The sequence below is a fragment of the Novosphingobium sp. genome (genome assembly GCF_031424035.1).
Lineage (GTDB): Bacteria > Pseudomonadota > Alphaproteobacteria > Sphingomonadales > Sphingomonadaceae > Novosphingobium.
Window position 1 is genome coordinate 59879 of sequence record NZ_JANPGP010000050.1, and the last position, 25555, is coordinate 85433.

At 63.7% G+C, this 25555-nt stretch carries 27 protein-coding genes and 1 tRNA gene; 9 read left to right on the top strand and 19 right to left on the bottom strand.

The window, feature by feature from the left end:
• Positions 1 to 53 precede the first annotated feature (53 nt).
• Genes RMO89_RS07700 through RMO89_RS07710 form a run of 3 tightly spaced genes read left to right on the top strand, consistent with a single transcriptional unit; the run spans position 54 to position 3158 of the window.
• Entirely contained in the window at positions 54 to 854 is an 801-nt protein-coding gene (locus RMO89_RS07700; protein ID WP_310532297.1) for an alpha/beta fold hydrolase, read from the top strand.
• Between the two features lie 34 nt (positions 855 to 888).
• Positions 889 to 1845 carry a phosphotransferase gene (locus tag RMO89_RS07705; RefSeq protein WP_310532299.1) on the top strand — a complete coding sequence of 319 codons (957 nt, stop codon included), beginning with the start codon at positions 889 to 891 and terminating at the stop codon, positions 1843 to 1845.
• Positions 1842 to 3158 (top strand): MFS transporter, encoded by a 1317-nt coding sequence (locus RMO89_RS07710; protein WP_310532301.1) that lies wholly within the window; start codon positions 1842 to 1844, stop codon positions 3156 to 3158. The genes RMO89_RS07705 and RMO89_RS07710 overlap by 4 nt, the downstream gene beginning before the upstream one ends.
• Here the strand turns inward: RMO89_RS07710 and RMO89_RS07715 are convergent.
• The gene (locus RMO89_RS07715) at positions 3155 to 3985 is read right to left on the bottom strand and encodes a DUF1838 family protein (protein WP_310532302.1); all 831 of its coding nucleotides are present in this window, start codon (positions 3983 to 3985) and stop codon (positions 3155 to 3157) included. The genes RMO89_RS07710 and RMO89_RS07715 overlap by 4 nt on opposite strands.
• A 150-nt stretch (positions 3986 to 4135) precedes the next feature.
• On the opposite strand from RMO89_RS07715, the gene RMO89_RS07720 reads away from it, so the two are divergent.
• Entirely contained in the window at positions 4136 to 4588 is a 453-nt protein-coding gene (locus RMO89_RS07720) for a hypothetical protein (RefSeq protein ID WP_310532303.1), read from the top strand.
• Entirely contained in the window at positions 4585 to 4956 is a 372-nt protein-coding gene (locus RMO89_RS07725) for a hypothetical protein (RefSeq protein WP_310532304.1), read from the top strand. Before RMO89_RS07720 ends, RMO89_RS07725 begins: the two co-directional genes overlap by 4 nt.
• Here RMO89_RS07725 and RMO89_RS07730 read toward each other — a convergent pair.
• The 4 genes from RMO89_RS07730 to RMO89_RS07745 form a co-directional block, all read right to left on the bottom strand.
• A complete protein-coding gene (locus RMO89_RS07730; protein ID WP_310532306.1) occupies positions 4917 to 5156 on the bottom strand; it encodes a hypothetical protein in 240 nt (79 codons plus the stop codon). The genes RMO89_RS07725 and RMO89_RS07730 overlap by 40 nt on opposite strands.
• Positions 5157 to 5268: 112 nt before the next feature.
• Positions 5269 to 6456, bottom strand: a complete 1188-nt coding sequence (locus RMO89_RS07735; RefSeq protein WP_310532308.1) for a class I SAM-dependent methyltransferase — start codon at positions 6454 to 6456, stop codon at positions 5269 to 5271.
• A complete protein-coding gene (locus tag RMO89_RS07740; protein WP_310532310.1) occupies positions 6453 to 6827 on the bottom strand; it encodes a hypothetical protein in 375 nt (124 codons plus the stop codon). The genes RMO89_RS07735 and RMO89_RS07740 overlap by 4 nt, the downstream gene beginning before the upstream one ends.
• 4 nt (positions 6828 to 6831) lie before the next feature.
• Positions 6832 to 7470 carry a cytochrome b/b6 domain-containing protein gene (locus RMO89_RS07745; protein ID WP_310532311.1) on the bottom strand — a complete coding sequence of 213 codons (639 nt, stop codon included), beginning with the start codon at positions 7468 to 7470 and terminating at the stop codon, positions 6832 to 6834.
• A 140-nt stretch (positions 7471 to 7610) separates the two neighbouring features.
• Here RMO89_RS07745 and RMO89_RS07750 point away from each other — a divergent pair, with 140 nt between their 5' ends.
• Entirely contained in the window at positions 7611 to 9176 is a 1566-nt protein-coding gene (locus RMO89_RS07750) for an FAD-binding oxidoreductase (RefSeq protein ID WP_310532313.1), read from the top strand.
• A gap of 45 nt (positions 9177 to 9221) precedes the next feature.
• Here RMO89_RS07750 and RMO89_RS07755 read toward each other — a convergent pair whose 3' ends face one another.
• Complete coding sequence (locus RMO89_RS07755; protein ID WP_310532314.1) at positions 9222 to 10211, bottom strand: DUF1838 family protein; 990 nt, start codon at positions 10209 to 10211, stop codon at positions 9222 to 9224.
• Positions 10212 to 10382: 171 nt separating this feature from the next.
• Here RMO89_RS07755 and RMO89_RS07760 point away from each other — a divergent pair, with 171 nt between their 5' ends.
• The gene (locus tag RMO89_RS07760; RefSeq protein ID WP_310532315.1) at positions 10383 to 11612 is read left to right on the top strand and encodes a class I SAM-dependent methyltransferase; all 1230 of its coding nucleotides are present in this window, start codon (positions 10383 to 10385) and stop codon (positions 11610 to 11612) included.
• Positions 11609 to 11962 carry a hypothetical protein gene (locus tag RMO89_RS07765; RefSeq protein WP_310532316.1) on the top strand — a complete coding sequence of 118 codons (354 nt, stop codon included), beginning with the start codon at positions 11609 to 11611 and terminating at the stop codon, positions 11960 to 11962. The genes RMO89_RS07760 and RMO89_RS07765 overlap by 4 nt, the downstream gene beginning before the upstream one ends.
• A 3-nt stretch (positions 11963 to 11965) precedes the next feature.
• Here RMO89_RS07765 and RMO89_RS07770 read toward each other — a convergent pair whose 3' ends face one another.
• The 8 genes from RMO89_RS07770 to RMO89_RS07805 form a co-directional block, all read right to left on the bottom strand.
• Positions 11966 to 12859 (bottom strand): alpha/beta hydrolase, encoded by an 894-nt coding sequence (locus RMO89_RS07770; protein ID WP_310532318.1) that lies wholly within the window; start codon positions 12857 to 12859, stop codon positions 11966 to 11968.
• On the bottom strand, positions 12859 to 13263 hold the full coding sequence (locus RMO89_RS07775; protein ID WP_409035522.1) for a c-type cytochrome: 405 nt from the start codon (positions 13261 to 13263) through the stop codon (positions 12859 to 12861). The genes RMO89_RS07770 and RMO89_RS07775 overlap by 1 nt, the downstream gene beginning before the upstream one ends.
• A gap of 106 nt (positions 13264 to 13369) precedes the next feature.
• Positions 13370 to 14716: an MFS transporter gene (locus RMO89_RS07780; protein WP_310532320.1), complete on the bottom strand. Its 1347-nt coding sequence runs from the start codon at positions 14714 to 14716 to the stop codon at positions 13370 to 13372.
• Positions 14717 to 14744: 28 nt separating this feature from the next.
• Positions 14745 to 15941, bottom strand: coding sequence for a CaiB/BaiF CoA-transferase family protein (locus tag RMO89_RS07785; protein WP_310532321.1), 1197 nt, complete (start codon positions 15939 to 15941; stop codon positions 14745 to 14747).
• The gene (locus tag RMO89_RS07790) at positions 15941 to 16846 is read right to left on the bottom strand and encodes a hydroxymethylglutaryl-CoA lyase (RefSeq protein ID WP_310532322.1); all 906 of its coding nucleotides are present in this window, start codon (positions 16844 to 16846) and stop codon (positions 15941 to 15943) included. The genes RMO89_RS07785 and RMO89_RS07790 overlap by 1 nt, the downstream gene beginning before the upstream one ends.
• 114 nt (positions 16847 to 16960) lie before the next feature.
• Positions 16961 to 18310: an LLM class flavin-dependent oxidoreductase gene (locus tag RMO89_RS07795; RefSeq protein WP_310532323.1), complete on the bottom strand. Its 1350-nt coding sequence runs from the start codon at positions 18308 to 18310 to the stop codon at positions 16961 to 16963.
• Complete coding sequence (locus RMO89_RS07800) at positions 18307 to 19134, bottom strand: alpha/beta fold hydrolase (RefSeq protein WP_310532324.1); 828 nt, start codon at positions 19132 to 19134, stop codon at positions 18307 to 18309. The genes RMO89_RS07795 and RMO89_RS07800 overlap by 4 nt, the downstream gene beginning before the upstream one ends.
• Positions 19131 to 20438, bottom strand: a complete 1308-nt coding sequence (locus tag RMO89_RS07805) for an MFS transporter (protein ID WP_310532325.1) — start codon at positions 20436 to 20438, stop codon at positions 19131 to 19133. The genes RMO89_RS07800 and RMO89_RS07805 overlap by 4 nt, the downstream gene beginning before the upstream one ends.
• Before the next feature lie 131 nt (positions 20439 to 20569).
• Between RMO89_RS07805 and RMO89_RS07810 the strand changes: the two genes are divergently transcribed.
• Positions 20570 to 21796: a M24 family metallopeptidase gene (locus tag RMO89_RS07810; RefSeq protein ID WP_310532326.1), complete on the top strand. Its 1227-nt coding sequence runs from the start codon at positions 20570 to 20572 to the stop codon at positions 21794 to 21796.
• A 27-nt stretch (positions 21797 to 21823) separates the two neighbouring features.
• Here RMO89_RS07810 and RMO89_RS07815 read toward each other — a convergent pair.
• The 5 genes from RMO89_RS07815 to fabF form a co-directional block, all read right to left on the bottom strand.
• Positions 21824 to 21900, bottom strand: a tRNA-Met gene (locus tag RMO89_RS07815).
• A gap of 89 nt (positions 21901 to 21989) precedes the next feature.
• The gene (locus RMO89_RS07820) at positions 21990 to 22499 is read right to left on the bottom strand and encodes a 2'-5' RNA ligase family protein (RefSeq protein WP_310532327.1); all 510 of its coding nucleotides are present in this window, start codon (positions 22497 to 22499) and stop codon (positions 21990 to 21992) included.
• Between the two features lie 82 nt (positions 22500 to 22581).
• A complete protein-coding gene (locus tag RMO89_RS07825) occupies positions 22582 to 23127 on the bottom strand; it encodes a peroxiredoxin (RefSeq protein WP_310532328.1) in 546 nt (181 codons plus the stop codon).
• Positions 23128 to 23222: 95 nt separating this feature from the next.
• Positions 23223 to 24197: an endolytic transglycosylase MltG gene (mltG, locus tag RMO89_RS07830; RefSeq protein ID WP_310532329.1), complete on the bottom strand. Its 975-nt coding sequence runs from the start codon at positions 24195 to 24197 to the stop codon at positions 23223 to 23225.
• Between the two features lie 4 nt (positions 24198 to 24201).
• A complete protein-coding gene (fabF, locus tag RMO89_RS07835) occupies positions 24202 to 25461 on the bottom strand; it encodes a beta-ketoacyl-ACP synthase II (protein ID WP_310532330.1) in 1260 nt (419 codons plus the stop codon).
• Positions 25462 to 25555 lie beyond the last annotated feature (94 nt).

Below are 25555 nucleotides of genomic sequence, written 5' to 3' on the forward strand. Positions count from 1 at the left end.
GCGAGCGAGGCATGCGAGCCTGCCTGCATGCTTGCGCCGCAAAGGAGAGCCCTGTGTCAATTCAACGCGCTTATACCACCTGCCGCTATGGACAGATGCATTACCGCACCGCCGGGGCGGACAGCGGCAAGCCCGTGCTGGTCCTGCTGCACCAGAATCCGTCGTCATCCTACGAATACGAAGCGCTGATCACTGCCTGTGCCGCCGACCGCCGGGTTATTGCTTTCGACACGCCCGGCTATGGCATGTCGGACGCGCCCCCCGCCCCGCCGGGAATTCCGGGCTACGCCGCCGCATTCTCCGACGCGCTCGACGCCCTTGGCCTGACCGGGCCGGTCGATTGCTACGGTTTCCACACCGGCACGCTGCACACGATCGAGCTTGCCCTTCTGCGGCCCGACCTGATTGGCCGGATCGCGCTGACCGGCGTGCCGATGTATCCGTCAGAAAGCCGCGCCGGGAAGCTGGCCGAAGCACTGGGCTACCCCGAACCCGATGAGGACGGCGAGGTGATCAAGGCGCTGCTGGCCAACTTGTGGACTTACGTAGTCACCAACCGCGATCCGGCCGTGCCGATGTCAAAGGCCGTGTGGAATTTCTCCGACAAGGCCAAGGTTCTGCACCGCTTCACCTGGGCCTACATGGGTGTCTGGGACTACGACTATTCCCGCCTGCCCGAAGTGAGCCAGCCCGCGCTTCTGCTTCAGCCCGAGGAAGACATCGCCGGCGTCTCGCGCGCCGCCGCAGCCCTGCTGCCGAACTGCAAAATTGTCGACCTGCCAGACCTCAACCGTGATATTTTTGACCTAGCCCCTGATCGGATCGCCCATGCTCTCTGCACCTTCTTCGCCTGACAACCCCCTCGTAAGCGCGGTCATTTCGCACTCGGTGCTGGACCCCGCGTTCATCGCCGCCGAAGTGGCGCGGCGTTATGACCTGCCGGGTCCGGTCGATGCCTTTCTGCTCTATCGCGGCATGAACGACGTCTACCTGATCAAGGACGGTTCGGGTACGCAGTTCGCCCTTCGCTCATGGCGCAAGACATGGCGCGATGTGGATTCAGTTGGCTACGAGCTGTCGTTCCTCGATTTCCTGCGCGAAAAGGGCTTCCCGGCTTCGGTGGCGGTCGCGCAAAAGGACGGGTGCCTGTGGTTCAAGGCCGCCGCCCCAGAGGGCGACCGCGCGCTTGCGCTCTATGACTGGGCGCCCGGCTGCAAGTTCGGCGAGTGCCTGAGCGAGGACACCGCCCACCGCATCGGCGCACTGTTCGCCGAAATGCACTTGCTGGGTTCGGAATGGATCGGCGCGGACCACACGTACTCCACGGATCAGGCCAAGGAATATTCGGTTTGGATGCCGGCGTTGATCGACTTCGTCTATGACCGGCCCGACGACTTGCGCGATTATCCGATCATCGCCGAACGCATGGCCGAACGGTTTGACAAGCTGGCCGCCGAAGGCCTGCCGATGGGCGTGTGTCACCGCGATTTCCACCCCAGCAACGTCCACGTCAACGAAGACGGCCAGATTACCCTGCTCGATTTCGACGCGCTGGGTGAGGATTTCCTCATGCAGGACGTCAAGAACTACACGTGGGGCAACCTGTTCTACGGCTATTCGCCCGCTTACGGTGAGGCCTTCGAGGCGGGCTACGCCTCGGTCCGGCCGTTTACATCGGCAGAGATCGAAAATCAGGAGCTGTTCCTGATGGCCAAGGCCTTCCGGCTGGTTTCAGGCATGGCCGATAGCTCGCGTTCGGTCGGTCGCGGGACGCTGCGCTTTCGCGGGCTGGACTGGCTGGGCGATTACATCAAGACCCGCGCCCGGGCACTGGAGCTTCTGTGAGCGAGGCCGCCTGGCCCTCCCCGCGCCGCGCATGGGGCTTCATCGCCCTGCTGTTCCTTGCCGGGCTGTTCTCGGTCATCGACCGCAGCGTGCTCAATGTCGTGGTCGATCCGGTCCGGCAGGACATCGGCATCGGCGACCAGCAGATTGGCTTGCTGCAAGGCCTCGCCTTCGGGCTGTTCTATGCCTTCGTTGGGCTGCCCATGGGCTTGCTGGCCGACCGCAAATCACGCCGCAACCTCGTCATGGGCGGGATTGCGCTGTGGAGCATGGCGACGATTGCCAGCGGGCTGGCGCAGACGTTCGGCCAGATCTTTACCGCGCGCTTGCTGGTCGGACTTGGGGAAGCGGCGCTCAGCCCGGCGGCGATCTCGCTGATCGCCGACCTGTTTCCGCCTGAACGGCGCGGACGGCCGCTCAGCGTCTTCATGCTCGGGCAGAGCCTTGCCAATGGCCTCGCCATCGCGCTGACCGGCCTGATCCTGTCGCACGCCGCGAGCGGGGCCTTTGCCGGCCTTCCGCTGATCGGCGCGCTGGCGCCCTGGCGTCTCGCCTTTGTGCTGTTCGGCAGTTGCGGCATTCTGGTGGCCGCCCTGATGCTGTTCTGCCGCGAGCCTGTGCGGCGCGGTTCGGTGGACCATGTCGCCGCCCTTCCCGGCAAGGACGAGCTGCACTTCCTGATCGCCCACCGCGCCGTGCTGATGCCGCTCTACCTTGGCTTCGCGGTGTGTTTCGCCGTGGTTTACGGCGCGGCAGCATGGGCGCCGGCGATGCTGGTCCGCCAGTTCGGCGCAACCCCGGCGTTCTTCGCAAGCTTCCTTGGGCCCGTGTCACTGGCCTTCGCCGCGATCGGCCCCTTGCTCGGCGGCTGGTTGCTAGATCGCTCGATGCGCGCCGGCAAGCCAATGGCGCGATTCACCATTCTGGCGCTGATCCCGGCCTGCGCGATCCCGGCAGAGCTGGCCGTGCTGACCGGACATCTGCCGCTCGCCGCGTTGCTGGTGGCGAGCGCAGGGACGGCCTTTGCCGTGCTGGGCATCGTCATGCTGGCCACGCTGCAGTCAATCGTTCCGCCCCGGATGCGCGGTGCAGCGGTGGCGCTGACGCTGGTGCTTAACACTATGATCGGCGCAACACTGGGCCCGCTGGCGGTCGCCTCAATCACTGAGCGGGTGTTCGGCGATCCCGCCATGGTCGGCTGGTCAATCGCCAACTTCGGCCTGCCCGCCCTCGCCGCCGGCATGGCGCTCTATGCGCTGGCGCGGCGCAACATCCGGCGCGATGCGGAACTGTTGGACCTGCTCGAAGGTTAACGCGCGTCCCACAGCGGCGCGAGCATCGAGGCCGGGTCCTTCAGCACTTCGGGCCGCCGCGCGCGGGTTGCCGCGATCCACTCGGGCGGGAACATGTCGAGCGAAGACGTGTGCTGCCCGGCGCCGGTCGCAGTCAGATGGCCGGGGTGATCGCCCATCTTCAGCCACGGCCGCCACGACACGACATTGGTGAAGGCAACATCACTGGTCACCCGTGTCGCGCCCTTGGCCTCTATTGCCGAACGCTTGGCCTTGAAGATGTTGCTTTCGGAATAGCGCATGGGCCTCGCCTGACCCGGAACCTTGAAGCTGCTGCGCGACCGCTCGGTCAGCCAGACGTCATTGCCGCGTGAGACCGGGCCGATGACCTCGTGGGCAAATTCCATCCCCGGAACCGACCGCGACAGGCGCATCGACAAGTCCGGCATGAATAAGATCTTCGAGGGCGTCAGACCTCCCGAGGGCACGTCGACCGTTTCCCCGGTATAGGGGTTACGGTAGGTATCCATCGCCTTGCCAGTATCCTTGTCGACAAACCACGCCAGTTCGCCGCTGACCCCTTCGAAGCTGCCATCAGGCAAGCGCCGGTAACGGGCAAAAACAGCGGCGACGACATCGAACAACGGCTCCATTCGATCATCAACGACGCCATAGTAATTGGCTGACATCCAGCTGGAGATCAGCCGTTCATCAAGCGCCCCGCGCATCAGCATGAAAGTCCGCATCCGGCTGGCCGGCGATGTGCCAGCCGCACCCGCCGCGCTCACTTGCGCGGCAATTGCCCCTGCGGCGAGCCCGCCCAGAACCATGCGCCGGTCGATATCCATTGGTTTCTCCCTGTGATCGCCAAAGCTCTGCCGGAGAGGCCCGCAGTGCCATGCACCCCGGCTGACTATCCGCTGACCGGAGAGGCTGGCAACCTGAATGGTCCGCTGCTCCACCCCGCATAGCCTGCTGCAAAGGACGGGGAGTCGGGAATGGCGAAGTGGGTCGGCGAGGCGTTGCTAGTTCTGTTGCTGCTGGTCGCGGGCGTGCGCGGCACGATGCGGCTGGGCTGGTGGAATCCTTCGTATGGGCAGGTGAAGGCAGATCAGGCTGCCGCGCCATCGCGCTTTGGACCGTCCGGCACGGTCCACCTGCACATCCGCGAAGAGGGCGAAAGCCCGGTAATGCTGATGCTCCATTCATCGATAACCAACCTCCGCGAATGGAACGCCTGGGCCGATGCGCTGAAGGGCCGCTACCGGGTCATCCGGTTCGACTGGCCGCGCGATGGCCTGGCGACTGATAGCGCGCCGTCGACCGGCATGCCGGGCGTGTTGTCGCTGATCGAACGGGCGATTGCGGTGACAGGCCTGAAGCCGTTCTCCTCAGCGCAGGTAACCGGGCGCGATCTAGGTGTGTGGCTCGGCAAGGTGCACGCCAAGTGACCCCTGATATCGCCGGAATCTGGGAAGTCGCAGGCACCGCGCTCGCCCCAGATGGCTCGGTTCTGTACACGTGGGAGGCGCAGGTGACGATCCGGCCGGACCTGGCGCTGACGCTGCAAACGCGCGGAGAACGGGTATCGCGCTCGCATTCCTACGCCGAGCGCCTGTCCGCGCTGCCATCGGGCGAATGGAAGCTGACCTATGGCTATGAGATGGAGCCAGACAGCGGCGCACCGGAGGGCTATAACTACTTTGGCATGAGCCAGCTGAAGTTCGCTGCGGACATGTCGAGCGCCAACGGCAATTCGTGCAACTGGAACGGCACGCGTTACGTGGTGATGGAACTGGCGCTGACTCGCACGTCATAGTCCAGCGCCTTGGCGTGCAGCAGCGGGGCGAGGTCCCTGCCGATGGCGGTAACGTCCTCGACGGGATTGAAACCGCGCAGGATGAACTTCGTCACGCCCTCGCGGTGATCGTCCATCAGCGCCTCGCTCAGCGTTTCCGCGCTGCCGAACAATGCGCCAGAATTGCGCTGCCCGCCGCGCAGCCGTTTCGCGGATGGCATCCGCTTTTGCGCAGTCGGCTTAGTCGGTGCCTGCGATAACACTGCGGGCAGAGGATGTGCTTCCGACGAGATGTTGTGGGTGAGCAGACCGTTGATCTAGGCAGGCTTGCGCTCAGTCTTTCACCGACGAACAGGCGTACCACGACCCCAACATCGTGCGCCCTTCCGGGTGGCCCTCGGTGAAGAAATCTTCCCGTTTGGGGTCAAGTTCGCGCACCCCGCGGCGGTAGCCGACTGCGGTCTTTTCCTCGGCAAAGCCTGCCGCCTTGGCAACCTCCATCCAGTCGGTGCGGGCAAGCACAGTCATGAAGGGCTCGTTGTTGTAGTGCGATTCCCAGTCAAGCCGCATCTGGTCCCACAGGCCCAGATGCTCGTGCCGCGCCGGTACGTCGACATGGACCATCACCCCGCCGGATCGCAGCAGGCGGTGACTCTCCTTGAAGATCGCCCGCATCCCCTTGGTCGAGGTTTCGTGAAGCACGGCGGCCGAGCAGACCAGATCGAAGCTGCCGTCCGGAAAGTCGGTGCATTCGGCGTTCTGTTGGCTGAGATGGATCGCCGCGCCCAGCGCTTCGGCGCGGGCGTGGCCATAGCGCAGCATCGGCGCGCCAATGTCTACGCCGTAAATCTCGGCATCCGGAAAGGCAGCGGACAGCGCCACGGTCGACTGACCGATTGAGCAACCGAGATCGAGAATGCGCTTGGGCTTCAGATCTGGATAGAAATCCATGACATGGCTGGCGACCGTGTGGCCGCGCCCATCGTTCTTCCAGCCACCATTGAACATGCGCAGATAGGTTGAGGAGAACCGGTCATAAAGCGCGCCGGCGCGGAAATCGTTGTCCGCCGTATCGACCGTGTAGGAACCGGGCATCCGGTGATTGTCGATTGCAGTGATATAGCGCGGAATCTGAAGGTCGGGATTGAGCCGCAGCGATCCCTTGGGGTTGGCCACATACTTTTCGACCTCGCCCGCCAGATCATCGAACTGTCGGTCAATGGCCTCGTCGATCGCGTGCCACATGCGGTCCTGATAGGCGAGCGTGAGTGTCAGCCAGTACTGATGGAAAGGCTCTGCCTCCAGCGCGCAGCGCACTTCGCTGCTCTTGCCCGGTACACGGCCCAGTTTCTCGCCAACCTCGGGCACCACGACCTCGTCCAGCAACCGCCGGTCGAGCGGATCGAGGTTGCGCGCGGTCCATTCACGCAGCGCGAGGAAGTGCTCCTCCAGCGCCTGCTCGTCATGGTTGGCTTGCGGCATGACGGCATGGCCATAATGTTCGGGTGCGTTCCTGATCATGGCCGGGTCCCTTCGGCTGCATCCGCCACTGCGGAGAGGGTTGCATCGTATTGCTGCTGCTCGGTCAGCAGGTCGGGCACCAGCTTGTCACGCCCGGCCCCCAGCACGCGGTTGTAGCTGGCGTTGCGGACTTCGGCGCGGCGCGCCTTGGCGGCGGCATCGGGCTGGAAAGCATCGACCTTGTCCGGCCCGTGCAATCCGGCATCGGCCAGCAGGCGTTCGTTGGCATCAAGCCGGTCACGCAAGACTGCGACCTCGCCCAGCAGAGCGATGACCATGGCGGCGAGCGCGTCCACCGTCTGGCTTTCGAACACCACCGGCTGGCTGCCCTTGGCACGCTGGATGCGGTCATGGTTGGTGCGTTCTGCCACTAGTTTACTCCATTGAACCTGTGATCGTAGTGCCGCTCCACATCTGCCGCAGCACGCCATCGCGCCGGATGAAATGGTGGTATAGCCCGGCAAGGCCGTGGATGGCTACGAGTCCCCCGCCAAACATCAGCATGTAGACATGCGCGCGGGCGAACAGGCCGTAACCGAGCAGAACCTTGGCGTTCCACGGATGTGGTTCGACCAGGTGCGGGATCATGCCTCCGGGGCCAAAGCCATCATGGGTAAAAAACCACATCTCGGGCGCCGGATAACCCCCGCCAGCACCCAACGCTGAAAGCGCGGCCCAGCCGCTGAGCGGAATGAGGAGCAGGAGCAGGTAAAGCCCCGCCTGCGTTCCCCGCGCGGCCAAGCGCTGCCATGCGACGATCCCTGCGGGCAAGGTCGCTGCGCCATGCTTCCAGCGCCAGAACAGGCGAAACAACACTGCCAGCAGCATCAGCATTCCCAGCGTGTGGTGAGTCTGGCTGGCGCGAAGGTGAATGGCCTGAGTTTCCAGCACCTTGCTGCCATAGGTCCAAGCCATGGCGAAACCGGCGGGCACCTCAATCAGCACAGCCAGCGCCATGCCCCAGTGAAGCAGGCGCGCGGTACGAGTCCATTCGATGGGTCGGGAAGCTTCCATTTTGCCATGATGGTACGCAGTTCGCCACTCCCATCGCTCCCAGCCCCAAGTCTCCGCTGTCCGGATAAGGCCGGGCGGGCTAAGCCGAAGCCGAAGGAGAAGTCGCAAGAGACGGCGGCAAAAATTTGACGGGGTTGACCATGGCGACAAAGACGAAGGCGAACACGGAAGACCTGGTCGCCGCGCTGCGCAATGCGCTGGGCGAAGCGGCAGTTTCAACCGACGCCGCCAGCCTCGATTATTACGCCAACGACGTTTACCGCACTGGCGGCGCGCCGCTTGCCGTGATCCGGCCTGCTACGGTCGAACTCCTTCAAGGGGCTGTGCGGCTGTGCGCCGATGCCGGCATCGCCATGGTCCCGCGGGGCGGTGGAGCCTCCTATACTGATGGTTACGTCTTGCCCGAAGGTGGCCACGTGCTGTTCGACACAGGCGCGCTCGACTCGATCGAGATTGAGGGGGCCAATGCCACCGTAACGGCAGGAGCCGGCGTCACCTGGGCGAACCTGAAAACCGCACTCGATGCCAAGGGTTTCCGCACGCCGTTCTGGGGGCCGTTTTCGGGCATTGCCGCCACGGTTGGCGGCAGCCTCAGCCAGAACACGGTGAGCCACGGCACGGCGGCGCACGGGATTTCGGCGCAGTCAGTGCTGTCGATGGACGTGGTGCTGGCCAGCGGCGAGCTGGTCTCGACCGGGACCGGCGGCGCTGTCCGCAACTATGGCCCCGACCTCACCAGCCTGTTCACGGGCGACTGCGGCGCGTTCGGGATCAAGGTCGCCGCGCGCTTGCCGCTGATCGCCTTACGCAATCATTTCGAATGCCTGAGCTTTGCTTTCGACGATTTCGCCAGCTTCCACGCCGGTTCGCGCGCTGCGCAGTTGGCAGGGATCGAGGATTCGCAGTTCGGGCTCGATCTCGCGCTGTCACAAGGCCAGATTGGCCGGCAGGACGGGATTGGTGCCAAGCTGGAGATTGCCGCACAGGTGCTGATGCGCGCGCCCAAGAAGCTGAAGGGCGTAGCGCAACTGATCCGCATGGCCATCGCCGGCGAGGACGCCATGCGCGCCGGGGCATACATGCTCCACTTCATCGTCGATGGCGCGGATGCCGAGGAAGCGGCGCTGCGGGCAAAACAGCTGCGCCGCGTGCTCTCTGCTCACGGGCGCGAGATTGCCAATTCGATCCCGACTTTCGTCAAATCGCTGCCCTTCGCGCCGCTGTTCAACATCCTCGGCCCTGGCGGCGAACGCTGGGTGCCGATCCATGCCGTTCTGGCGCACGATCAGGCCGTTGCTTTCGACGCCGCGTTCAAGGCGCTGATCGAAGCTCGCAAGGCCGAGATGGACAAGCTGGGCGTCTGGCTGGGGACGATGTTTTCACCGGTTGGTTCGACCGGGTTTCTCTATGAGGTTGCGCTCTACTGGCCCGATGCGCGCACATCCTATCACGAGCGAACGCTGGGCGCGGAGTACCTCGCCGGCCAGCCCGACTTCAAGGCCGACCCGGAAGCCCGCGCCTATGCCGACGAGCTGAAGAACGCGATCATTGCGGTGATGCAGGACCACGGCGCGGCGCACTTCCAGATCGGCCGCGCCTATCCCTATCAGGTTCGCCTCGCGCCGCAGATGCAAAGCCTGCTCGGTGCGATCAAGCGCGAGCTTGATCCCAGGGGACTGATGAACCCGGGCGTTCTGGGTCTATAGAAAAAGCTCCTCCCCGGCGGTCCACGCCCGGGGAGGAGAATTGCTTCAGCGCTTGGGCGGCTGCGGCGGCGTCCAGCCTTCGGGCACCGGCGCGGGCTTCTGCTCGCGCGCATAGTTTTCCAGGCTGGAGAGCGAAGGTCCGTAATCCTCGGTCGGCGCGCTAAGCCACTTATCGCCATACTTCCGGGCCGCGGCAACCAGATCCGCCGGCAATCCGGCCACGCCATTCGGTATGGTCTGGAAGTTGGTGAAATAGTTCACGTGGCCAGGCGCCTGCCCCATCAGCATCCACGGCAGCCACGGCGTAACGCGCGACCACGATCCGATGTGCGGGATGTGGGTGAGGTTCGGGTTCTCCACGTCCTTGCGCTTCACCACGTAGATGAAGTGTTCGGACACGCGGTTCATCGGGCCCGAGCTTTCGCGCGGCCACTTGTCGGGCTGGAGAGCGTTCGGATAGATCATGTCGATCCCGGTGCGCAGGATCATCGTGCCTTCCGGACCATGCTCCCATTCCTGCAGGAACGGCTTGCGCGGCGGCTTGTCCTTGTTGAGCCCGCCATAGCTCGGCGGTTCAGGCGCCCATTCGCCGATGGTGAAGTTGAACGGATCGTTGGCGATCGGCACTACCTTCACGGTCTCGTTCGTATAGGGATTATGCCAGGTTTCCATGATCTTGCCAGTTTCGAAATCGCGGTAGAACACGATTTCGCGCAGCATCCGGCGGTACGATCCATCGTCCAACCGCTTGGTCCGCACGAAGCTGAAACCTTCGACATCGAACAGCGGGCGCACCTTTTCGCCGTCACGCACGCCATAGGCGCGGCCCTTCAGCCAGCCGCACTTTTCCTTGGTCGGATCAATGTCGGCATCGATGCGCACATAGGTGTCGCGCGTCCACTTCGGATCCTTGAAATCGATCTTGGTGATGAAGCGCGGCTTGGCTCCCTTCGCCAGGGCAGGCGCTGCCGCCGCTCCGGCAGCGAGTGCCGCCAGCCCAAGGCTATCGCGCCGCGAGAACTTTGCTCCGTCCATCGTCCAGTCTCCAATTTGGTGTGCGCGTGGTTTTTCCGCTTTCCTCATTCGGCAGCAGGGCGATACCAAGGCATGACCGCCAAGCGGATAGCGGAGCTGCGTGGATCTTGCCCCGTGCGCGCTTCCACCGCAAGAACGCGCGAGCAAGCAGTCAGACGACCGGAGAAGCGGATGTTGAACACCTTCCAGCAGGCACCTCATGCCGCTTTACCAAAAGCCACCGCTGATGAGGCGTCGCGGCAGGAGTTCGCCAAGAGCTTCAAGGGTTTCATTCAGTCCACCCTGCTCCCCGGCCTGACCCCGATCTACCAGACGCGGGCCGCCCCGAAGTTTGAGCGCGAGAACGGCCGCGCCCCCGCCGATCGCCGCGACATTCGTGCCAGCATGGTCGGCGACATCTATTTCCAGCACTACGCCGCCGCAAACCGCATCGCGCAGGAATTGTTGTGGGAATCGGTCAATGTCTCGGTCGACCGCCAGCTTGCCGAACTGAATGCCAAGGCCAAGGAACTCTCGGCCAGCACCACGGCGCAACTGGTCATCCCCGAAGGCTTCGTGCCGCCGCGCTATGTCACGGCGCTGGACATTCATTGCATGCCGGGCGGTTATTGTTCTGAGGTCTGCGAGGACGACATCTCGGTCGGCGCGCTTTATGATCGGGGCGTCTACCTCTATTCGATGGGCTATACTGGGCCGAACAACGACGACATGGGCCGCTCGGTGGTCAATTACCTCAAGCGCAACCTGCCCGACTTCAAGCCGCGCCGCATCCTCGACATGGGCTGCACGGTGGGCCACTCGACCCTGCCCTACAAAGAGCTGTTTCCCGAGGCCGAGATCTGGGGCATCGACGTGGGCGGCCCCTGCGTGCGCTATGCCCATGCGCGGGCTGCCGCCTTCGGGCTCGAGGTCAACTTCGCGCAGATGGACGCGACCGCAACGACTTTCCCCGACGGCCATTTCGATCTCGTTGTCAGCCACATCCTGCTGCACGAAACCAGCGGCAAGGCTATGCCGAAAGTGTTCGAGGAGACTTTTCGCGTCCTCGCGCCGGGCGGCCTGATGATCCATGCCGACTTGCCGCCGTTTGATCTGATGGACCCGTTCACCCAGTTCATCCTCGACAATGAAACCTGGTACAACAACGAGCCGTTCTGGGGTGCGATGCGCGATATGGACCAGTACGAACTGGCCGTGAAAGCCGGGTTTGACCGCGCCGATGTCCGCTTTGACACGGCACCGATGGCGGTCATGGAATTCGCTGCAGCGGCCGAAGGCTACAGCCAGGAAGCATCCGAACACGTCGCGGAACGCGACTTTACGGCAGGCGAATTCGCTCCCGGCGGCGGCTGGGAAGTGTTCATCGGCCGCAAGGCAGAAGCAAAGGCAATCGCAGCATGACTGAACGCCCCCACGTGATCCGCCACGCGCGCGGAAAGCGGCCTGAATTTTACGAAACTCCGGGCCTTGATGAGGCGATGTCGATGATCATGGTGTTGGCCAGCGAACTGGCGACCCTGCGCGACCGACTCGATTCCGCCGAACGCGTGGCCAAGGCCAATGGCATCGATCTGGCGGCAGGCATTGAAACAATGGAACTGGATCAGGACGCACTGGAATCGCGTGAGGCTTGGCGGCAGGACTTCCTTGGCCGCCTGTTCTACCTGACGTCGAAGGACGCCGCCGAAGCCGCTGAGGCGCAGACGGCGGAAGCGTACCGCAAGACTATCGCGGAAGTCGCCGAAGGCTGAGCCCTATTTGCGCAGCAAGCGCACGGGAAGGCTATCGATGACCTGCCGATCCAGCATGCGCCGCGCTCCCTTGTCGCTTGCTCCGAAGCCGCGCATGAACTGCGAAGAGATGCGCATTGCATCCTCCAGTCGCTCTGCCTGTTTCGGCCCCGGCACTTCGTAACGGCAGATCAGCCCGCCGAAGTAATGGTCCACGCCTTCGAGCACGAGACCATAGCGGTTCCCACCGGGTAAAGCCGCATCGTAGGGTACGAGGTGCCCTTTCCACGATCCGGGAACGGGAGCCAGGCCCGGGCCTGCAGGGGGATTGTCCGCGGTGCCGGTCTGGATCAACGCCGGGACGGATATCCTGGAATAACCCTCGGCCGTGCACAGCACCGGAACTGGCGCCGGTGGTGAAAAAGCGACCACCGCGCTGACGTTGAGATCAGAGAGCGGCCCACTGATACCCGGTGGCGGCACGGCTGCGGCGCCGCCCATCGTCAGTGCAACCAGCCCGCCATAGCTGTGCCCGGCGGCGACCCATGGGCGATTGCCGACGTGGGCCGACAAGGCGCGCATATCTTCGATACGTGCCCCCCAACTGGCAAGGCCGGGAAAGTCCTTCGTATGGGGATGACGTTCGGAATCAACGTGCAGCGGCGCCATCACACGCCAGCCATCGGCCACCCAACGCCCGATCACGGCTTCGTAAAGCTGCGGCGCGGAAAGCGCACCGTGCGAGAACAGCACCAGCCCGCGCTCGCGACCCCGGGGACGCCAGTCGGTGATCTGGATTGTCCGTCCGCTGGCCCAAGTGAGGTCGAAATTTCGGACAGAAGCGACTCCTGCCGCCAGCGAAGAAGCCAGCGGCGTCAACAACGCTCCCCCGACGAAAGCGCGGCGACTGAAGTCCATCAGGGAACCGGCTTCCTGAGATAGGCGATCACCGCCGAACGGTCCGCCGGATTTGGCAGACCAGCAAAGACCATCGACGTGCCCGGAACCATTCCCGCCGGACGCGCCAGCCACTTGTCGAGCGCGGCGTCATTCCACTTGATCGGCGTCTTCTTCATCGCCGTCGAATAGCTGAAGCCCGGAACCGTTCCCGATGTCCGCCCAACTACGCCTTCAAGGTGGGGGCCAACCTTCTTCGGTGCCTTGGCCGATACAGCATGGCACGCGGCGCAGCGCAGGAAGATCAACTTGCCCTTGGCCGCAAGGTTTGGCGCAGGCGGAGCCGCTAAAGCCGGCGCGGCGGCGGCTAACATGGCGGCGGCCATCACTGGGATAGCGATCAGCGAACGGGACATGGCACGCATTTCGAACAACCTTTCAAAGGTTCAGGCTTTCAAATTATCTCGCGGATTTAGCGGTGGCAGCATGGCGCGAGGCTGAACGCGAGCATGCTCTCCGTCTGTCGGTCAGTCATGCGCTCTTGGGCAGTCGATAGCGGCTGAATACCGCCAGGGCGACCAGCTGAGTTGCCACCGGGAAGAGGCTGTAAAGCAGCACGATGCCCGTTATTGCCTCAGGCGTCTGCTCCACCATCCCGCCGGTCGATTCCCGGAAGCCGTAAACGCTCATCACCACGCCCGCGATCACCGGGCCAAGCGCGAAGGCCAGCTTTTCCGCTGCCGAGAAGATGCCCGAAAACACCCCTTCGTTGGCAGATCCGGTGCGGTCGCGCTCATAAGCAATTGTGTCGGTCAGCATCGACAGGGCGAGCATGATGAAAGAGGCGTTGAACACGCCGATCACCACGGCCCGCACCAGCACCAGGATATGCTGCGTGCCCAGCCCGGCGAAGATGACGTCGTCTGCAGGCTTCACGAAGAACCAGCTCGCCGTCACCAGCGTCCACCCCAGCATGGCCGCGACATAGCAGCGTTCCTTTCCGAAGCGGCGCGACATGGCGACCCACACCGGCTGGCTGGCAATCGCGACCACCGACATGACCAGCACGAAAGGCAGGATGATCCAGATCGCCTTCACCGCGTAAAGGTAGATGAAGGCAATGACGGTATAGCTCGATGCCTGCCCCACGCTCTGGATGAAGTGTGCGGTCAGCAGCACGCGGAACGGCGTGTTCTGACCCAATTGCTTCAACTGCGAGAGGAAATTGCCCGGTGCAGCCGCGCCTTCGATCAGTTTCACGCCCTTCAGGCCGATGGCGGTGACCATCATGGTGCCGATGCACAGCAGGCCGAACACCAGTCCCATCGCCCGCCAGCCAGCCGCCCCGCCGCCAAAGGCCGCCATCAGCGGCTGCGCCGCGCCCACGCCGACGACCACGCCGATGGTCATGAAATTGAGCCGGTACATCATTACCCGCGTGCGCTGGTGTGGATCGGGGGAAAGCTCTGACCCGATGGCAAGGTAGGGCACCGAGAACATCGAAAACGCCGTCGAGCCGACGAAAAACAGCGCACAGGTAACCACCGCCGCCATAGCCGCGCTGGAATAGCCAGTGTGCCAGAACAGCGCGACGAAGGTCAGGCTGGTCAGAATTGCCCCGGCCAGCAGGAACGGCGTACGCCCCCGGCTGGGCTTCACCCGGTCAGACCATGCCCCCATCAGCGGATCGCAAGCGATCAGCCACAACTTGGGCACCAGCACGACAAGTCCGGCGATCCACGGCGCCACGCCGAGCATGGTCGTCATGAACAGCGGCAGCAGCACTGCCGGCGTGTCGCGGAAAATCTGCGCGCCAAGCTGGCCCGTGCCATAGGCAAGCGCCACTCGCGTGGGCACTGCCGTGTCCGTGGTCCCCATTACTCCCCTTCCGCCCGTTCAGCCGGGACTAGATGATGCCGCGTTCCGCCAATTCGGCAAGGTCCTTTGCGCCCAGCCCCAGCCGTTCGCCCAGAACTTCGGCATTGTGTTCTCCCGGAAAGCGGGAGGCCGCGCGATGGATTGACGACGGAGTGTCCGAGAGACGGGGAAAACAGGCCTGCATCTTTACCGAGCCATGCTCTTCATTGGGCACTTCGACGATGGCCTGCCGCGCCGCGAAATGCGGGTCCCGAAGCATATCCGGCGCCTTGTAGACGCGGCCAGCAGGAATCGAATATTCGATCATCTTCGCCTCAAGCTGGTCAATCGTCAGCGTGGATGTCCAGGCATCGACCAGATTGTCGAGCTCCACCTGATTGACCCCGCGCGCGCCGTGCGTGGCATAGCGTTCATCGGTGGCCAGTTCGGGCTGGCCCATCGCCGTGGCCAGACGCGCAAAGATGGCGTCGCCATTGGCCCCGATCATGTATTCGCCGTCAGAGCATTTGTAGACGTTCGACGGGGCAATGCCCTTGAGCACCGAGCCTGACCGTTCGCGCATGATGCCATCGACATCGTATTCGACGACGAGGCTTTCCATGACCTGTAGCACGGCTTCGTACAGCGCGGAATCGACCACCTGCCCGCGCCCGGTCTGGTCACGCACGCGCAGCGCCGCCAGCGCGCCCATGCAGCCATAGGTCCCGGCAAGCGAATCCCCGATGGAAACGCCCATGCGGCTTGGCGGACGGTCCGGATCACCAACGATCGCGCGCCATCCGCCCATCGCCTCGCCAATCCCGCCAAAGCCGGCACGATCGGAATAGGGGCCCTCCTGCCCATAGCCCGAAACGCGCACGATGATCAGGCCGGGGTTGATCGCGTGGAGCGTGGCGGGATCAAGGCCCCACTTTTCCATCGTGCCGGGCTTGAAATTCTCGATCATGATGTCTGCATCGGCGAGCAATTTGCGCGCCAGCGCCTGCCCTTCGGCAACGCGCAGGTTGATCGAGACCGAGCGCTTGTTGCGGCCGATCACCTGCCACCACACCTTGTGCGTGCCATTACCCCATACGCGCATCGGATCGCCTACGCCGGGAAGCTCGATCTTGACCACGTCGGCGCCCATGTCGCCCAGCAGCTGGCCGCAGAACGGTCCGGCAATCAGCTGTCCCAGCTCGACCACCTTCACCCCTTTGAGCGCGCCGGTATTCTCTTTCAACATCACTTCGCCTCACCTTTTGGAAATCCGCCCGCCTTCGCCAGCTGCGACGGAAGCTGCTTGCCCATCACTCCGCCCAGCCAGTGCGACGTGGCCACCAGCGCATCGAAATCGACATTGGTTTGCAGGCCCGAACGGTCCAGGAGATAGACCACATCCTCGGTCGCGACATTGCCCGCCGCACCGGGCGCGAACGGACAACCGCCCAGCCCGCCGATGCTGGCGTCGATAGTGCTCGCGCCTGCCTCCACCGCCGCCCAGACATTGGCGATGGCGGTGTTGCGGGTGTCATGGAAATGCGCGCGCACCGGGATCGGGGCGATGGCCGCCTTGACCTGCGCCACCAGCCGGAAGACTTCCGCCGGTACGGCCACGCCGATGGTATCGGCCAGCACGATCTCGCACGGGCCAGCCGCCGCGAGCTGCCGCGCCATGGCGACAACCTTTGCCGGATCGACCTCGCCTTCGAACGGGCAGCCGAACGCTGCCGAAATCGTCACTTGCGCCGAAAGGCCCGCCGCCTTGCCCTGCGAAATGATGCGCTTGGCCACTTCGACGGATTCGGCGCTGGTCTGCTTCTGGTTGCGGATGCCGAAGGTGTCGCTGGCGAGCGTCACCGCACCCAGCTGATCGAGCCCGCAGGCAATCGCCCGGTCGGCGCCCTTTTCATTGAGCACGAGGCCAATCCGCGTGACGCCTTCGGGCCGGCCAAGCAGCTTCACCACCTCTTCGGCGTCGGCCATCTGCGGCACTCGCGCGGGGTTGACGAAGCTGGTCACTTCCAGCCGCCTGATGCCCGCCGCGATGGCGCGACGCGCCAGTTCCACCTTGTCGGCGGTGGCGATCATCACCTTTTCATTCTGTAGCCCGTCACGCGGGCCGACTTCGACAATTTCAACGCTGGCCATTGCGGCACTCCGCTCCTGCGAAACTCCATTTGCGTGTTGCAGCTATTGCGACAGGATGAAAGTCCGCTGGAATTCGCCCGAATGTTCGTCAGTCGGAGCGGGGGCTCCAGCGGTTCAGAACACCTCTGGCTTCCGGCAAAGCTCGGGATGCTCGGCGTAGAGATTGGCCGGAACGGCAAGCCCAAGGTTCTCGCGCAGCGTCATCCCTTCGTAAGACCGCCGGAACGCGCCCCGTTCCTGCAGGATCGGAACCACCTGATCGACGAAATCCTCGAGCCCTGCCGGCAAGAACGGCGGCGAGATGACATAGCCATCGGCCGCACCTTGTGCTTCCCATTCGATCAAGGTGTCCGCAACATCCTCGGCCGTACCGACGACAGTGTGGCTGGTGCGCCCGCCTGCCACCTGCCGGGCAAGTTCGCTGATCGTCAGGCCGCGCGCGGCCTGTTCGAGCACGCGGTCGCGGGTGGAGTTCTGCCCTGCCAGCGCTGCCTCGGGCAAAGCCGGCAGCGGGCCGTTCGGGTCTTCGCCGGAAAGATCGATCTGACCCAACAGGGCCTCGAGCTTGGAAACTGCGATCCGCGTCGGGATCAGTGCATCAAGCTCGTGCTGCAAGTCGCGGGCGGCTGCCTGGGTTTGGCCGATGATCGGCGTGATGGCCGGCATGATCTTGAGGCCTTCGGGTGCGCGGCCGATTTCGGCGAGCTGCGCGTGCATGGCGGTGCGGAACGCCTTGGCCGTCTCCATCGTCGGATGCGAGGTGAAAATCACTTCGGCATTGGCCGCAGCGAACTGCTGCCCGGTTGCCGATGCGCCGGCCTGTACCAGCACCGGATGACCCTGCGGCGCGCGCGGCACGGTCAGCGGGCCAGCCACATTGAAGTGCTCGCCGGCGTGGTCCACCGCGGTGATCCGCGAAGGATCGGTATAGTTTCCACTCGCCTTGTCGGCGAGCACTGCGCCTTCCTGCCAGGAATCCCATAACTTCCGTGCGACGTCGACGAACTCACTGGCCCGAGCATAGCGTTCGGCATGCCCAAGGTGCGCATCTCGGCCATAATTATGCGCCTCGTTCTCCATCGTCGAGGTCACGATGTTCCAGCCGGCCCGTCCCCGGCTGAGGTGATCGAGCGAGGCGAACCGGCGGGCTACGTCATAGGGGTGGCTATAGGTGGTCGAACTTGTACCGATCAGCCCGAGATGGCTGGTTGCAGCGGCAATGGTCGAAAGCACCACCAACGGATCGAGCTTGGGCGTCTCCATCCCGGCAAAGATCTCTGCGCCGCGTACGGGATGATAACCGACGTAATCGGCGAGAAACACGGCATCGAACAGCCCGCGCTCAGCGGTTTGGCCAAGGGTGCGGAAATAGTCGATGTCGCACAGCGCATTGGACGCCGCGCGGGGGTGCCGCCAGCCGCCGATATGTCCGCCGGTCTGCATCATGAAGGCGAGCAATTTCATTCCGGAACTCCAAGAAAGTTTTCAATGGCGGCCACGACGAGGTCGCGTTCAAGTTTGAGCACCCCGTGTTTCACGCCGGTGATGTCCATGCGCCGCCCGTTGCGGAACAGGTGCGACGTGGCGCGTGTCACTTTGCACAGGTCATCCTCGGGGTTCATCACCAGCACCGGCTGATCGACCTGCGCCATCGCCGCGAGAAAATCATAGCGGTAGACCGAGGAATAACCCCAGGGCATCCGCGAACCGAGCCGCAGACATTCGGCCATGTTCACGTGGCGCTCCTCATAGGGAATGCGAGGGTCAGACAGCACGCCGATGATCGACCACAGCTTCTCGACATGAGCCAGATCCGTGCCGGGTGGCGGAAAGGCGTTGGCGAGGTTCGCCAGCTTGGCGTCGCGCACATCCTGCGGATAGGCCGCAAGCCCGAACAGGACGAGGCGGCGGATACGCTCCGGCAGGCTGCGCGCCAATTCCGTGGCGATCACTGAACCGGTGTGAATACCCATTGCGTCAAAGGGGCCAGCCGAAACCAGGCCTGCCTCGGCAAGATCCTGCATCAAGCGGTCAGCGACCTGCGCGAAGTCCTCGATCGTCGCCGGCGCGGGCGGCGGATCGCTCATCCCGTAACCCGGCGTATCCATCGCGATTACCGTGCGGCCCTGTGCCAGCGGCTCCATCACCGGCAGCCACTCGCCGCCGTTGGCCGGGGTCTGGTGCAGGCACAGCAGGGGAATGCCTGCGGCGGCACCGGACCTAGCGGCGATGCGGTAGTGCACTTGCCCGAATGTGCTGTCAGCGTATCCGCGCCTGATCTCGATCATGGATTACCCCTTTTCAGCGTCGCGACCGCCGAGGCAGCGAGGAATGCACAAACCGCTGACAGCAGCAGCGACACCGTTCCCACCAGCGCCATCGACGAACCGACCGCGAGCGGGTCGGCAAAAACGGATTCGGTGAGCCAGGCTATCGCCACCGGCCCCAACGACCCCCCGATCATGGTCATGACAAAGGCATAGAGCGCCACGGCAAAACCACGCAGCGAGGGCGGCGCGATCTCGGATAACGAAGAGAGCATGGCGGTTCCGTAAACCGCCATGACGAACATGATTTCCCCCAGCAGCACGATGGCGAACGGGCCATCGGGGGCGAAGCGCGGCAGGACCGCAGGCACTGCAAGCAAGGTCAGGATCGCTGCGAAGCGGATCCGGCCAGCCACGCCAAAGCGCTTGCCCACCCGGTCGACGCCAAAAGCGGCAACCAAAGCGCCCAGCACCGACCACAGCAACTGGCTGACACCCAGCAGCTTGCCCGCCGAGCCAATATCGTAGGCAAAGGTCCGGGTCAGCAAGACCGCGCCCCAGCCGGTGGCCGCAACCGCGCCGGTGGCAAACAGGCCCAGCGCCAGATAGAACGGCACGAAAATCCGGTAATGGCGACCCATCTCTGCCAGCCCTGCCCTTAGGTTCAGCCTGGCCTCGGGATCTCCGGTGGCGGCAGCACGTTTGGGCTCAGATACGGTCGCGAGCAGCGCAAGCAGGACCACGCCGCTTGCTCCCACGAGTACGAAGACCATGCGCCACGGAGCCAATCCGCCGACCACCGGCCATGCCGCAAAGAAGCCCTTCGGCGCAAGATCGAGGATCAGGCCGCAGATCAGCGAGCCGAGCCCGAAAGCGATCATGGAGCCGAACACATAGAGCGCCACCGGCCGACCGCGTTTTTCAGGAGGGAACAAGTCGCTGATCATGGTCACGGCGCAGGGCCCCAGAACGGCCTCACCCACTCCAATGAAAATGCGCGAGGTGAACATCGAGCCGAAGCCCTCTGCAAATCCGCCCGCAACGGTCGCCGCACTCCACACGGCAATGCCGGCGAGCAGCAACTTGCGCCGGTTCACCACATCGGCCACCGCGCCCAGCGGCAGACCGACCGTGACGTAGAAGATCGTGAAGGCAATGCCTTGCAGCAACGCGATCTGCATCTCACTGATGCCAAGATCGTGGCGCACGGGATCGATGACCAGCGCCAGCATGCCGCGGTCGATCGTCGATATGATCTGCGCGAAGAACAGCACAAAGACTGTCAGCCAAGCGCGGGTATTCTGTCCAGAGGTCGCAGAGGTCATCGAATACTCCCTGATGCGCAGGATAATGCCCTGGCCGGCCCGGCTGGATGCGGGTTGGTTGATTGATCGCCAGACGGAACTTCCGCTGTCGATGCTATTTGAAAATTCGCAACGGCAGATATGCTTGATGAATGCACAAACTCCAGCCATTGATTAATCGCCCCGTCGCCGAACGTGTCCTCGCAGAACGCGGGGTCAGCGCGCTGGTCCTCACAGATCCGACGAGCATCTATCAGGCCTGCGGCTATTGGCCGCAGACGGTCGCCATGGGGCAATCCGGCGCGGCCTTTGCCGTGGTCCCGGCGCGATCCGACCTGCCGGTGACTCTGATCGCCAGTCAGTTCATCCATTACTTGCACGACATGGACGCGCCCGAGCCGGGTGGGCCGCTGGACATCGTGCTTTACACGGCACCGCACGGGCTTGAAGGACTGGCCGCACAGCCGATCTTCCTGCTCCCTGCACCGGGCGGGGAGACTGACCCGCTCGATCACTTCAGTCAGGCCAAGACGCGCGAAGTGCTTGGACGGCGGGCCGCACTTCCCGATGCTGCCACCGCCTTGCGCGAGGTTCTGACTGGTGTCGAAGGGACACTCGCAGCCGATTCCCCGATGGTTGCAGCCATCATGGGTCAGGGTTGCCCCACCTGCCCTGCCGAACCTCTACTGCGGCGCATCCGCATGATCAAATCGCCGCTGGAAATCGCGCTCATGCGCCGCGCTGCCCAACGTAATGCCGAGGCGGCGACAGCGGCGATCTCCTCGATGCAGGCGGGCAGCAGCTATGAAGACCTGCGCCGAGCGTTCTTTGCCGAGACCGGACGGCGGGGCGGCGTGCCGCTGTTCATGTCGACCGACAGCACGACCATCCGAAATCGCGACGGCATCATCCGCGATGGCCGCAGCTTCCAGATCGATGCGGTAAGCCACTATGCCGGATACCACGGCGATTTCGGGCGCACGGTCTTCGTCGGAGAGCCAGAGCCGATCATCATGCGCATGGTCGAAGCGGCACAATGCGCCAACGACGCCATCGCGGCTGCGCTGCGCCCGGGCCTGCGCTATTCCGACGTTCGCCGGATCGGACAAGGGGCCATCGCCCGGTCAGGCGCCGAGATCGCCGTCGCCTGCGGCGCACACAGCGTCGGCCTGTTCCACACCGACGAAGCCTACGAGGGAGATTCGCTCCATTTTCGCAAGGCCGATCACCTGATCGAAAAAGACATGGTGCTGAGCATCGATTGCCCGGTGCTGCACCTCGATGCCGCGGGGAATGTCCACCTTGAAGACCTGTGGCTAATCACGGCCGACGGCTGCGAGCCGCTCAATGAACGTGCAGACCCGTTCATACGGATTTGAATGCAGCAAGTCTGGATATGGGGGTAATGGTAGCGGAGGAGGGACTCGAACCCCCGACACGCGGATTATGATTCCGCTGCTCTAACCAGCTGAGCTACTCCGCCCCAAGGGGCAAATCCGGCGCTTTCGCGCTGGACAGGCGGCGCACATAGGGTGCGCGGCGGCGCGGGTCAACACCTCTGTTGCGGTCAATTCACCGGCGGAACGACCAGCGCCCCAGCGGCTCCCACGGGCCGCCCTTATAGAGGTGCAGGCCGATGCCGGTGAAGCGGAAAGCGCGCTCGATCGGCTGGGCAGCAAGCTCTGCCTGAAGCGCCCTTGCAGCGGCGCGTTCGACCTTGTTCTGGACTGTGACGTGCAGCCGTTTGGGGTGATTGTCCTGTGCGGTGAGTGTGCCGTGGAAATGCTCGGCAATGTCTTCGCGGAGCGCCGACATGGCGGGGCTCTCGATCCGCAGGGCAGTGCCGCCCCCCAGATCCATCAAGCCAGTAATCCGCGCCTCTGGTGCCGGATATTCACCCACAACGCGCGGCAGGTAGCGCAGGACCTCCTCGCGCAGCGAAGGCGCCAGCGCGTGGAACAGCGTGACGTGGGCGGAGAGATGGTTGCGTTCCGGCGGGAAATGCGCACGGCGCAGGCCGTCTGCCCACGAGAAGATTTCTCCGGGCAGTTCGGCGGTCACGATGAAGGGTTCGAAGGCCATATCGGGCCTGTGTAGGTGTGCGGGCGGCGGCAGGGAAGAGCGGGGGATGCCGCCGCCCGCAAGCCGAAGCGTGATTGGGGGATCAGGCCGCTTCGGCAGTTTCGTTGGTAAGGGCTGCGATCAGCTTTTCCGGGGCGCTTTCGCCATAGGGATCGCCGCCTTCGCCGTGATCGTTGATACCCGGCTCTTCAAACCAGTGCGTGATCTTGTTGTCGTCAACGATCATCGCATAGCGCCACGAACGCATGCCGAAGCCGACGTGATCCTTGTTGATCAACATGCCCATGCGGCGGGTGAATTCACCCGAGCCGTCCGGTAGCAGCTTCACGTTCTTGAGGCCGAGGTTCTGGCCCCACTGGTACATGACGAAAGCATCGTTGACCGAGATGCAATATACATCGTCCACGCCCAACGCCTGGAAGGCGTCGTAAAGACGGTCATAGTTCGGGCACTGCTCGTTAGAGCAGGTCGGGGTGAAGGCACCGGGGAGCGAGAAGACGACAACCTTCTTGCCGGCGAATTCTTCGCGGACCTTCATGTCCTGCCAGCGGAACGGGTTGGGTCCATCGACGGTTTCGTCGCGGACGCGGGTCTTCAGGGTAACGTCGGGGATTTCACGATTGAACAAAGTTGCCTCCTGTGCGGTTGTTTCAACGCGCAGGTAGGCGGATCGGTTTCATGCGTAAAACCGATTATTGCAAATATTGTAATCGGATTATCAGATCAGAAGTCGCCGCGTGCCTTGCGCAGGGTGTACCACTTTTCCACGTTAGCGTTGTGCTCGGCGAGGGTCGAAGCAAAGGCATGGCCGCCGGTGCCGTCAGCTACCATGTACAACGCTTCGGTCTTCGCAGGGTTCAGCACAGCCTCAATAGAAGCGCGGCCCGGATTGGTGATCGGTCCCTTGGGGAGGCCGACCATCGAGTAAGTGTTGTACTCGTTGATCGCCTGAATTTCCGACTGCTTGATGCGGCGGCCAAGCGGTTTGCCCTTGGTGATAGGGTAGATGATCGTCGGATCGGCCTGGAGCATGATCCCTTGACGGACGCGGTTGGAATAGAGGCCCGCCACCAGCTTGCGCTCGCTCGGCTTGCCGGTTTCCTTCTCAACGATCGAGGCAAGGATCACGGCTTCCTGCGGCGTTTTCACGACCGTATTGGGCGAACGCTTCTCCCACAGTTCGGCGAGCGTGCGCTGCATCGCGGTCTGCATCCGCAGCACGAGTGCCTGCCGGCTCTCGCCACGCTCGAAATCATAGGTGTCGGGGAGGACTGAGCCTTCGGGTGGCGGCGAGATCGCGCCTTCGAGCAGGGTCTGGCCGTTCAACCGCTCATAGACGAGGATCGAGGGCATGCCTTCGGGCACGGTAACGAAACGGCGCACCGCCTCGCCGCCCTGCAGAATGCCGAGAACCTTCGAAGGGCTGGCGCCAGCGGGCAGGCTGAATTCCCCGGCCTTGATCGATCCGCCCGCACCAAAGATGCGCGCGCGCAGACGGAAGCCCGAGGCGGAGGAGATCACCCCTTCCCGCTCCAGCTTGCCGGCAACCGACGACAGGCTCGCCCCGTCGGGCACGATGAACGCGGCATCCTTTTGCAGCGGCCCACCCATGTACCAGCCGCCGAGCAGCCATGTCAGGCTGCCCAGCGCCAGCACTATGGCGGCGATAATGCCCAGCAGGCAGCCGCGGCGCATCATGGGGTCAGTCGACCGCCTTGATGATCACGCTGGCATTGGTGCCGCCGAAGCCGAACGAATTGTTCAGTGCCGCGCGAACCGTGCGCTTGCGGGCAACCTTGGGGACGAGATCGACGCCCTCTGTGCCCTCATCCGGATTGTCGAGATTGAGCGTGGGGGGCACGATCTGGTCACGGATGGCGAGGATGCAGAAGATCGCCTCAACCGCGCCCGCGCCGCCCAGCAAGTGGCCGATTGCCGACTTGGTGCTGCTCATCGAAGCGCCCGACAGGTCATCGCCAAGCACGCGCTTGACCGCTGCCAGTTCGATCGTGTCGGCCATGGTCGAAGTGCCGTGGGCGTTGACATAATCGATGTCGCCCGGGCCCATGCCAGCCTTGCGCAGCGCCATGCGCATCGCCAGTTCCGCGCCCTTGCCTTCGGGATGCGGCGCGGTGACGTGATAGGCATCGCCCGACAGGCCATAACCGACAACTTCGGCGTAGATCTTCGCGCCGCGCGCCTTGGCGTGTTCGTATTCTTCCAGCACCAGCACACCGGCGCCTTCACCCATGACGAAACCGTCGCGGTCCTTGTCATAGGGGCGGCTCGCCTGTTCGGGGCGGTCGTTATAGCTGCAGTTGAGCGCGCGGGCCTGGGCGAAACCGGCGATGCCGATCGGGCAGACCGTGCCTTCCGCGCCGCCGGCCAGCATGATGTCGGCATCATCGTCGCGGATCATCCGCGCGGCATCGCCGATCGAGTGCGCGCCGGTGGAGCAAGCCGTGACGACAGCGTGGTTCGGGCCCATCAGGCCGTATTTGATCGATACCTGGCCAGAGATCAGGTTGATCAGGCGGCCGTGGACGAAGTGCGGCGAAACGCGGCCCGGGCCCTTTTCGGCGAGCACCAGTGATTCGCTTTCGATTCCCGGCAGACCGCCGATGCCCGATCCGATCGAGCAACCGGCGCGTTCTTTCTGAGCGTCGGTCAGGTCAAGCAGGCCGGCATCTTCCATCGCCTGTCCGGCGGCGTCGATGCCATAGATGATGAACGGATCGACCTGGCGCTGGACCTTGTGATCGACACGCTTGTTCGGATCGAAGCCGTATTCATGATCGGCGGGCTTTACCTCGCAGGCGATCAGGCACTTGTGATCCGTGGTATCGAACCGCGTGATCGGACCCGCGCCGGACTTGCCAGCAATGAGATTTGCCCAGGTGGTTTCGACGTCCGCGCCAAGCGGAGTGACAAGACCAAGACCGGTTACGACAACACGACGCATGCAGTGCTCCGAAAATACGACAGGCCCAGACCCGCTGAGGGACTGAGCCTGTCTTCAGATTGCTTCAACGAACCTCCCGCCATTCCATCCCAGA

Bases quoted from the DNA above. Each gene is read 5' to 3' on its own strand.
- RMO89_RS07785 (WP_310532321.1), bottom strand. From the start codon at position 15,941: ATGTTGAAAGAGAATACCGGCGCGCTCAAAGGGGTGAAGGTGGTCGAG.
- RMO89_RS07820 (WP_310532327.1), bottom strand. From the start codon at position 22,499: ATGGCCTTCGAACCCTTCATCGTGACCGCCGAACTGCCCGGAGAAATC.
- RMO89_RS07750 (WP_310532313.1), top strand. From the start codon at position 7,611: ATGGCGACAAAGACGAAGGCGAACACGGAAGACCTGGTCGCCGCGCTG.
- fabF (WP_310532330.1), bottom strand. From the start codon at position 25,461: ATGCGTCGTGTTGTCGTAACCGGTCTTGGTCTTGTCACTCCGCTTGGC.
- RMO89_RS07715 (WP_310532302.1), bottom strand. From the start codon at position 3,985: ATGGATATCGACCGGCGCATGGTTCTGGGCGGGCTCGCCGCAGGGGCA.
- RMO89_RS07735 (WP_310532308.1), bottom strand. From the start codon at position 6,456: ATGATCAGGAACGCACCCGAACATTATGGCCATGCCGTCATGCCGCAA.
- RMO89_RS07745 (WP_310532311.1), bottom strand. From the start codon at position 7,470: ATGGAAGCTTCCCGACCCATCGAATGGACTCGTACCGCGCGCCTGCTT.
- RMO89_RS07730 (WP_310532306.1), bottom strand. From the start codon at position 5,156: ATGCCATCCGCGAAACGGCTGCGCGGCGGGCAGCGCAATTCTGGCGCA.
- RMO89_RS07720 (WP_310532303.1), top strand. From the start codon at position 4,136: ATGGCGAAGTGGGTCGGCGAGGCGTTGCTAGTTCTGTTGCTGCTGGTC.
- RMO89_RS07755 (WP_310532314.1), bottom strand. From the start codon at position 10,211: ATGGACGGAGCAAAGTTCTCGCGGCGCGATAGCCTTGGGCTGGCGGCA.
- RMO89_RS07775 (WP_409035522.1), bottom strand. From the start codon at position 13,263: ATGCGTGCCATGTCCCGTTCGCTGATCGCTATCCCAGTGATGGCCGCC.
- RMO89_RS07805 (WP_310532325.1), bottom strand. From the start codon at position 20,438: ATGACCTCTGCGACCTCTGGACAGAATACCCGCGCTTGGCTGACAGTC.
- RMO89_RS07790 (WP_310532322.1), bottom strand. From the start codon at position 16,846: ATGGCCAGCGTTGAAATTGTCGAAGTCGGCCCGCGTGACGGGCTACAG.
- RMO89_RS07760 (WP_310532315.1), top strand. From the start codon at position 10,383: ATGTTGAACACCTTCCAGCAGGCACCTCATGCCGCTTTACCAAAAGCC.
- RMO89_RS07765 (WP_310532316.1), top strand. From the start codon at position 11,609: ATGACTGAACGCCCCCACGTGATCCGCCACGCGCGCGGAAAGCGGCCT.
- RMO89_RS07800 (WP_310532324.1), bottom strand. From the start codon at position 19,134: ATGATCGAGATCAGGCGCGGATACGCTGACAGCACATTCGGGCAAGTG.
- RMO89_RS07780 (WP_310532320.1), bottom strand. From the start codon at position 14,716: ATGGGGACCACGGACACGGCAGTGCCCACGCGAGTGGCGCTTGCCTAT.
- mltG (WP_310532329.1), bottom strand. From the start codon at position 24,197: ATGATGCGCCGCGGCTGCCTGCTGGGCATTATCGCCGCCATAGTGCTG.
- RMO89_RS07795 (WP_310532323.1), bottom strand. From the start codon at position 18,310: ATGAAATTGCTCGCCTTCATGATGCAGACCGGCGGACATATCGGCGGC.
- RMO89_RS07810 (WP_310532326.1), top strand. From the start codon at position 20,570: ATGCACAAACTCCAGCCATTGATTAATCGCCCCGTCGCCGAACGTGTC.
- RMO89_RS07770 (WP_310532318.1), bottom strand. From the start codon at position 12,859: ATGGACTTCAGTCGCCGCGCTTTCGTCGGGGGAGCGTTGTTGACGCCG.